We start from the raw sequence: 8,455 nt of genomic DNA on the forward strand, positions 1-8,455 counted from the left end.
CATTTATAACACCGAAAGACCTCATGAAGCACTAAATAATATGACGCCGATTGAGTATAAAACACTAAAACAAGCAGCATGATTTTCTACGTCAGTTTTGTACTAACTATGGGGTATTTACAGCTCCAGCACAAACAAAATATCCACAAACATTACCACCTGTAGAAGTACCTCTCAAAGTGTCATTAATAGTATTACCTAATTTAGCTTTTTCCTCACTTGATAAGTTATTCATAATTCTCCCAAAAGATAACGAAGCACCTGCAGAAGGCTTTGAAAGTGCAGTAGTACCTCCTCCACCATAACCTAAAAATATATCTCCCGTTACATTGTTTACTGCTATTTGCGCACTAGCACTTAATCCAAATGCAGATAAATCAACCGTACCTACCCAAAAATGGATACTAGGATTGCTAGCCCAAGGTACATCATAATAGTTGATAAAAGCTGGTAATGGTTTAGCTGGGTTAGTTACCCCAAAAGAATCCAAGGCTTTTTTACTAATATCTCTTGCTCCATCGGCCTCTGTTATTAATGTCCTACAAGTATCTATATTCCCATTTTCCGAACATGCTGACATCAACGCTTCATTTTTCTTTTTACTCTCATTATATAATTCTTCTTTTGCCTTCTTATAACATCTTAATTTATTAGAGTTATCTCCACCACAAGCTGAAATTTTATTTTTATAATTCTTCCAGTCTTTAGCTGTTAAATAATTATTATCCACCGCCGTATGCACAGCCTGATTACCCTGTGCTACATCCGCCATACTGCCACCAACTGCTGCCCCTGCTGTCGAACCGACTAATCCCGCTATTGCTGATATCGTCGACTTCTCTGCTGCTGTTAAATCCGCCGGATTTTTGCCATACAGCCATTTCGACAGTATTTGAGTGGTTGCCTCTGCTCCTGCTGCAGCCAACCCACCAGCTAATGCATCGTTACCTCCCGCTGCTGCTACTGCAGCCCCTAATATGGCATGTGCCAGTATATGTGCTGCTTCCTGACCGGCGGTTAATTCATCTTTACCTCCGGTTATCTGGTTTTTATGAGCCAGAACTTTGAAGTACTGCCCAATCTGATACGATAATACTGGACTGGCAGTGGTGGCGTTTTTACCGTTTTTTTACTGTTATGGAGCATCAATACTATTTCTTTATTATATAATTTTCTTCGGATGCTTTATAAGAAAATATAAAATTTATTTACTAAGCTCACACTTTGTTTTTACCATTTAATTTCACATCTTTCTCCTGATTTACAGAACAAATTTTTTATTAAAGGTTTGTCATCAGGTTTACACCATGGATCATCAATTTCATAATTAAAAAAACAAGTTTCTACATCAGCATCTTCAGGTAAGGGTAAAGATAAATATTTTTTGAACATTTTAGTTCCGCATGCTTTATTATTTTTCAAAAATATATTCGTAGCATTTTTATAACTTATCCCCGTATTATTTTTGAACCATGATAACCATTTATATTTTAAATCGATATACGCACGGGCTAAATTGTGTACATCACTACCATTAAAAATTAGATATTGTGGAAAAACTTCATTCAATTTCTCATAATGTGCCCATTCATATATTTGAGGAAGTTTATCATATAAATATTTAGCATTCTGTTTAATATCTCCAGTAATTTTCATAAAATAATCCGTATAATTCACATAATCCTTATAGTCGCATGTTCCTGTGTAAAAGCATTGATCGTATTTCTCAAGTTGACAGAAAAAATCCTGTTGTTCCTTTACACTAATTTGTTTTGCAAATATTGACTTGTTTAAAACTATCAATAATGTAATTAATAAAAAAATTTCTTTTGACTGTATCAACATTATTTTTACTCTTTAAGGTAAGATTTGCCCATTTTTTAGTCTGAAGCGCATTTTTCCAGCCTGACCATTAATAGTAGCGTTAATATTATAGTATCCATTGGAATCAGGTAGTATTGTTGTTTCTTTTGGAGTAAATTGATTGCCTTTTTGTTCTTCAATAGTACCAATTATTTTATCATTGGCTTTATCTATATATAACATATTAAAATGCTTTCCTGAATTTCTGTTATAAATAGAACCCTGTGTCCGATCTGTATTGTCAATTGTGTTTTGCTTTCTCACACCAATAGCATGGTCTTGACTAAAACTAGAATTAGGATCATTTTCAATTCTGCCAGCGTTTTTATCCCATTTATCAATAAAGCCAATTAGTATGTTTCGTTTAGATTTTTCATATTGTTCTACTAATTCATGCATTATCGCTCCTATGCCACTGGTTCCGTATGGATTTTTATCGTACTCAAATACATCTTCTAAATCAATTATCTGATTTATGTAATCACCAGTATTCACCATAGGTACACTCTTATCAAGAGTGACTTTAGCTATATTATTTGGGTCATCAATTATATTTTTTAGTGCATCATATACTTTTCGTTCTTTATCTGTTAGCTGATTTATATTCCCTACTACAGCAAGCTCTAGCACTTCATACCCATCATTGGTTTTAATGGGATTACCATCTTTATCCAGCTTGGGTTGTAGCTTCACTTTTTTGCCCAGATAATCTGATGCGATAATACCGGACTCGCGGTGGTGGCGATAATGCCGTCTATTTAATCGTCAGGCACGCAATCATCAAATCCAAACCCTTTTATTCTACAAAATGGTTTTCCAGCTTGTTTTTTTTCTTCATAAATAATTACTCTATTAATAAAATCAGTATTAAATCCATTTGCCAACATATAGTTTCCAAAGAGCCGTCCAATATATTTGGTTTTTAGAATAGATGGTGGTACCGGATTTGTCGTACATAAATTACTTATATCTTTAATATTCACCTGTTTTACTGAAAATATACTATCTTTATGACAATCTTTCTTATCTGAGTACAAATCTGCACATGAAGCCTTAAGTAATCTTAAAAGTTCCTCTGGTGAATAATAGCCTGGTTTAAAAATGGTAATAACATTATTATTGATAATATCTATATAATCAAAATAATTATCTTTAAAGTTAATTTTGATTGTATAACTTCGATGATTGTCTCTTACTATGCCATAATACATTCCATCTAAATCTTTATTAGATACGCTTAGATCGGTAATGTAATGGAAGTCACCATTTATCTGCGGACATATATTAGCTGAAGCGCGCAGGCTATAAAGCATATCATTAGTAACTAAGTCATGCGCTAATACATTTTTTGCACCGGCAAATATCAATATCATTGTAAGAACATAAATTCTTTTCATTTCGCCCTCCAGTTAAAGGATTTATTTTAAATTCAATTTCATTTTTTGTTTTTATCCTCGATAACAGTGCCAATAGGCTTTCGGGGATATTCATATCTTTTTGTACTATCCTGTTCATAAGTATAGTATGTTTTTACAACTTTATCTCCATAATCATGTGTGAACTGAATGACATCCATTCCTTTCCATTTGGTTACAAAAGGGGCTACTTCAACGTCGGGATGAATTATGTTATTTGGGTAACGATCTTTCAGATATCGATACTCTGCATCTCTCGCTAGATCATGAGCTGGCATGAAGATATTTTCTTTATTATATTGATTTTTTGTAGAACCATCGTCATTAAATATTCCAGATTTAACTTGCTCATAGTTTTCTGTTTCAAACCTTTCTTTTGTCAAATGTAGTACAATCAAATACAGTGCCTCAGGATCTGAATTATCAAAAAATTCCTTTGTTACATTTACATCGCCAGTAGAAAAATCATCAACTGTCGTATGGTTTTTATTTATATATTCTGGATCAGAAATCAATCTCAAATAGATATCTTCATTTTTATTAATTGCATCTATTATTGTTTTATTCGCTACATCTGTGGGATTTAATACTCCACCATTTGGATTATCCGACACTAATACAGGTGGGTTTTGACTATCATCATAATGATAACCATCAATCACGATTCTATTCTTTTCGTCTAATTTATATTTATATTGCTTTTGCGCTTTATTTAATAAATCCAGATAACGTTTTTTAGCGGCTTTATCACCGGTAACTATCAGCCGATTATTATCCACCGCCGTATGCCCAGCCTGATTACCCTGTGCTACATCCGCCATACTGCCACCAACTGCTGCCCCTGCTGTCGAACCGACTAATCCCGCTATTGCTGATATCGTCGACTTCTCTGCTGCTGTTAAATCCGCCGGATTTTTGCCATACAGCCATTTCGACAGTATTGGTGCCGTTGCCTCCGCTCCCGCTGCGCCTAGTACGGCATGCGCTACCAGATGAGCTGTGCTGCCTTCCGCATCTTTACCTTTGAAGTACTGACCGATCTGATGCGAAATTACAGGACTCGCGGTGGCGGCGATAATGCCACCTATATTATTGGTTGGTGCGGCCAGTCCTGCTCCTATGGCATTCAGGATCAGCCCGCCGGTATTCCATTGCGCCAGTTCTTTTTCGTACTGCGCGCTCTCTTCCGCAGTCAGGTTGCCGTCTTCAGCAACTTTTTAAGCAGCACATATTAAATTAAAATGTATCTACAATCCCATTAGTAATCTTTATTTGATACTTAAATAAATCATTTAAAAATTTAGCATTAATACCATTGAAGTATAAGTACTCAACTACGATATCTGGCAAATATGATGTTTTAGGAATTTTTCTATGCTTTAAATTTGAATAACATAATTTTTTAAGATCTTTTAACTGACTAGGATTATTAAATAATATTTTATTTTTTTGGCATAAAGATTTATTATGATAGATATCCTGACAAGGAATATGCAGAACTATTTTTCTGCTATTATCTTTAATTCCCAAATGAAGTGTATTGTCTTGTATTTCAATATAATTTAAAAAGTTATCTTCAAAATCCAATTTTATTAAATAATTATTTCTATTTTTTTTTACAGCTCCATAGTAAATACCATTTAAATATTGAATATCATTATCAACTGGCAATAATGGTATTATTTTAGCATTATTTTTAGAAGTGCTACATACATTTATTTGATTATCAATAGAATTATTGACTGAATCTTGCTCATTTGCTTGGGCTAAGCACACAAATAAATACAACATAAAAAATGATATTAACCTTCTTAATATTGATATGAAATATCTCATTTACTAATCCTTTCATTAATATAAATATTATAATCAATAAGATACTCCAATAGGTCGTGTAGGTATCTTCCTTCCTCTAGAATCTATTTTATAATCAAAATATATTTTCTGTTGTACACCACCATAATTATATATTTTAACTAACACACTCTTTCCTTTCCATGTTGTTAAAATAGGGTGTGGGTTTAAGTATTGATAAATAAAATTTTGATTTGGATACAATTCCTGTAAATAATCTAGTTCAGCCAATATACCAGCATTATGTCCTGGAGTGAATGTTGAATGTGCATTGTTTTCATTAACTGTTGATTTTATCTCCTCATAGTTATTAGTTTGCTCCCTTTCTTTAATATAATGAATAATTGTTTGCATTAATGCATTTGGATCTGAGTTTTGAAAAAGATCTTTTGTGACATCAATGTTACCGGTGATAAAATCATCTATCAAAATTTGATCTTGACTTATAATTTTAGGATCAGAAATCAATCTCAAATAGATATCTTCATTTTTATTAATTGCATCTATTATTGTTTTATTCGCTACATCTGTAGGATTTAATACTCCACCATTTGGATTATCCGACACTAATACAGGTGGGTTTTGACTATCATCATAATGATAACCATCAAGCACGATTCGATTCTTTTCGTCTAATTTATATTTATATTGCTTTTGCGCTTTATTTAATAAATCCAGATAACGTTTTTTAGCGGCTTTATCACCGGTAACTATCAGCCGATTATTATCCACCGCCGTATGCCCAGCCTGATTACCCTGTGCTACATCCGCCATACTGCCACCAACTGCTGCCCCTGCTGTCGAACCGACTAATCCCGCTATTGCTGATATCGTCGACTTCTCTGCTGCTGTTAAATCCGCCGGATTTTTGCCATACAGCCATTTCGACAGTATTGGTGCCGTTGCCTCCGCTCCCGCTGCGGCCAATGCCCCAGCTAGGGCATCGTTTCCACCCGCTGCGGCCACTGCTGCACCTAGTACGGCATGCGCTACCAGATGAGCTGTGCTGCCTTCCGCATCTTTACCTTTGAAGTACTGACCGATCTGATGCGAAATTACCGGACTAGCGGTGGCGGCGATAATGCCACCTATATTATTGGTTGGTGCGGCCAGTCCTGCGCCGATGGCATTCAGTATCAGTCCACCGGTATTCCATTGCGCCAGTTCTTTTTCATACTGCGCGCGCTGCTCTGGGCTGAGATTTTCTTTTTTCAGTTCTTCTTTCAGTTTATCTTTTTTGCTGTTAATGAAGGCTGAGGTAGCCTGCATGTTTTTGCTGAATTCCTGACTTACTTCGCGCTGTAAATCCAGTTCTTGCTGTACTTTGTCTTTATCAAAGTTATTGCTCAAGTAGCCGGCTTTGTCGGCATAGTTGTCGCTAGTGGTGTCGGTATAAATACCGGCAATGGTTTCTGCGGCGCTTTTGCCGGTTTTCTGCTGCTGGGCGGTTTCATCGGTGATGATGATGTTGTTGGTGTTGATACCGCTATGGGTGGTGCTGCTGTCGTGACCGCTGTCGCTACCGTAACCTACGGTATTACTGGCTCCAGTACCGCCCTGATTGGCCAGATTAATGCTATTGTTTTTGCTCGGCTGACTTTGTCCCAGTGAGGATCCACTAACGCTGCCACTGGCTCCTATGCCGATACTGCTGCCTTTATAGTCGCTGTGATTGTGAATATCGCTGCTGGTGAGGCTGCCGGTGGTAAGCTGGTTTTTACCCGCCGCTTCGGCAGCCTGGGTTGAGGTGATGATGGCGCCTTTGAGGTCGGTATTGCCTTTGACTTTGATCTGGTAGCCATTATCGCCGGCAATGATGCCGCTCTGTTCGGTGACGCCGGCGTAATCGGCTTTGATTTTGCTTTTGCTGTAGTTGACTGAACCAGAGGCTCCATAGCCTACGGTTACTTGTCCACTGATATTTTCCTGTTTGCTGTCGTATTTGGCGGTGTCTTGCAGGCTTTCGATGTTTAGTTCGGCTGCATCGATGCTGACGCCTTTGCCGGTTACCTGTGCGCCTTTAATGTTGGTGGCACCACCGCTAATCAGGCTGGTGTTGCCGCTGAGGCTGCCGATATGGCTGTTGCGGTAGCTGGTCTCGTCGCCGTTGCCGTGACCTTTGCCGTAATTACCTCCGGCGGTAACGCCAAGAGCCAGACCATCGGCACCATAGCTGATGGCTACGCCGGCATTCCAGCCACTGGATTTGTTTTTGCTGCGTTCGCTGTGACTTTGCTCGGCAGCCAGCAGGTTGATTTCGTTATCTGCCTGTAAGTGGGTGCCTTGGTTACCACTAATGTCGGAACCGATGATGTTGATGTTGGAATCTTGGCCGGCACCGGTGGCCAGCAGGTTAACTTGTCCGCCGGCATGGATATTGCTGGCTGAGGCAACGTTGTCTACGCTGTGGCTTTCGCTGCGGCTCTTTTGTTGGCCAACGGTGATGCTGACGCTAACGTTTTGAGCAGCAGATTGGGGATTTTTACCAGCATCGGCTATGGCCTGACCGGCTTGGTAGCTATCCATGCCGGCATTATAGGCAGCCATGGCATTGACGCGGTCGTTTTTGCTTTTGCCTACGCGTTTGATGGCAGTATCTGCTGCCTGAATAGCATTGATCACAGGTACGTTAACGGCAACGGTGAGGCCGCTCTTTTCGTAGGTATGGACATTGTCGCGCTGGTAGTGGTCTTGCACGGCGCTGATGTCGATTTGTTTGGCGATGACGTTGACGTCTCCTTTGGGTGAGGACACGCTGCTGCCGCTCTGGCTGTAGTGGTTGCCGGCAATGATATTGGTGTTGCCGCTGAGGCTGCCAATGCTGCTGCCACTATGGATATGGGATGTGTTAGTGGTGTCGTCGCTTTCTTTCTGGCTGCCGATGCTAAAGCCGATACCGCCGCTACCCATAAGGCCGGATTTGGTTTCTTTGTGGTACTGGCGGTCGGTGTAGTGGTTTTCGGCTGCGCTGATGTTGACATCATGGCCGGCATGCAGGGTGGTGCCGTTGTCGGAGATGATGTTGCTGCCGCGCACGTTGATGTCTTTATCGCTGCTGATGTTGACTCTGGCACCGGTAATGTTGCTGCCTACGGCTTCGTCATAGTTGGCTTGATACTGATCCAGTGTGGTTTTTTTCGACAGGAAGCCGCTGGATTTGTCGTAGGTGGAATGATCCAGCTCAGTTTGTTGCCGTCCTTCGCTGATGTTGACGCCGTTTTTGCCATACAGGTTGACGCTGCCGTTGTAACTGTCGATGTCGCTCTGACGGATGTTCAGTTGGTCACCGGCCAGTAGGTTGATGTCCCCTACTGCGGTGATGT

At 39.3% G+C, this 8,455-nt stretch carries 8 protein-coding genes; 1 reads left to right on the forward strand and 7 read right to left on the reverse strand.

What is annotated here, in order from left to right; genetic code table 11:
- Positions 1–106: 106 nt before the first annotated feature.
- The 5 genes from GYX26_RS10970 to GYX26_RS10990 form a co-directional block, all read right to left on the reverse strand.
- Positions 107–925 (reverse strand): VENN motif pre-toxin domain-containing protein, encoded by an 819-nt coding sequence (locus tag GYX26_RS10970; RefSeq protein ID WP_174829278.1) that lies wholly within the window; start codon positions 923–925, stop codon positions 107–109.
- A gap of 305 nt (positions 926–1,230) precedes the next feature.
- Positions 1,231–1,845 carry a hypothetical protein gene (locus GYX26_RS10975; protein WP_174829279.1) on the reverse strand — a complete coding sequence of 205 codons (615 nt, stop codon included), beginning with the start codon at positions 1,843–1,845 and terminating at the stop codon, positions 1,231–1,233.
- Between the two features lie 12 nt (positions 1,846–1,857).
- Positions 1,858–2,556, reverse strand: a complete 699-nt coding sequence (locus tag GYX26_RS10980; protein ID WP_174829280.1) for a hypothetical protein — start codon at positions 2,554–2,556, stop codon at positions 1,858–1,860.
- Between the two features lie 65 nt (positions 2,557–2,621).
- Entirely contained in the window at positions 2,622–3,260 is a 639-nt protein-coding gene (locus GYX26_RS10985) for a hypothetical protein (protein WP_174829281.1), read from the reverse strand.
- Between the two features lie 38 nt (positions 3,261–3,298).
- On the reverse strand, positions 3,299–4,387 hold the full coding sequence (locus GYX26_RS10990) for a VENN motif pre-toxin domain-containing protein (RefSeq protein ID WP_174829285.1): 1,089 nt from the start codon (positions 4,385–4,387) through the stop codon (positions 3,299–3,301).
- Between GYX26_RS10990 and GYX26_RS11485 the strand changes: the two genes are divergently transcribed.
- On the forward strand, positions 4,271–4,513 hold the full coding sequence (locus tag GYX26_RS11485) for a hypothetical protein (protein ID WP_174829282.1): 243 nt from the start codon (positions 4,271–4,273) through the stop codon (positions 4,511–4,513). The genes GYX26_RS10990 and GYX26_RS11485 overlap by 117 nt on opposite strands.
- Before the next feature lies 1 nt (position 4,514).
- On the opposite strand, the gene GYX26_RS11000 is transcribed toward GYX26_RS11485, so the two are convergent.
- Together GYX26_RS11000 and GYX26_RS11005 are read right to left on the reverse strand one after the other, a co-directional pair.
- On the reverse strand, positions 4,515–5,114 hold the full coding sequence (locus tag GYX26_RS11000) for a hypothetical protein (RefSeq protein ID WP_174829283.1): 600 nt from the start codon (positions 5,112–5,114) through the stop codon (positions 4,515–4,517).
- A 33-nt stretch (positions 5,115–5,147) separates the two neighbouring features.
- Positions 5,148–8,455: hemagglutinin repeat-containing protein (locus GYX26_RS11005; protein ID WP_174829284.1), on the reverse strand; the 3,308-nt coding region annotated here is incomplete at its 5' end.

Origin of the sequence: Snodgrassella sp. ESL0253 (genome assembly GCF_013344965.1) — a bacterium.
GTDB lineage: Bacteria > Pseudomonadota > Gammaproteobacteria > Burkholderiales > Neisseriaceae > Snodgrassella > Snodgrassella alvi_B.

What these genes read in the sequence shown, in the direction of transcription:
- GYX26_RS10985 (WP_174829281.1), bottom strand. Translation starts at nt 3,260, where the DNA reads ATGAAAAGAATTTATGTTCTTACAATGATATTGATATTTGCCGGTGCA.
- GYX26_RS11485 (WP_174829282.1), top strand. Translation starts at nt 4,271, where the DNA reads ATGAGCTGTGCTGCCTTCCGCATCTTTACCTTTGAAGTACTGACCGAT.
- GYX26_RS11000 (WP_174829283.1), bottom strand. Translation starts at nt 5,114, where the DNA reads ATGAGATATTTCATATCAATATTAAGAAGGTTAATATCATTTTTTATG.
- GYX26_RS10975 (WP_174829279.1), bottom strand. Translation starts at nt 1,845, where the DNA reads ATGTTGATACAGTCAAAAGAAATTTTTTTATTAATTACATTATTGATA.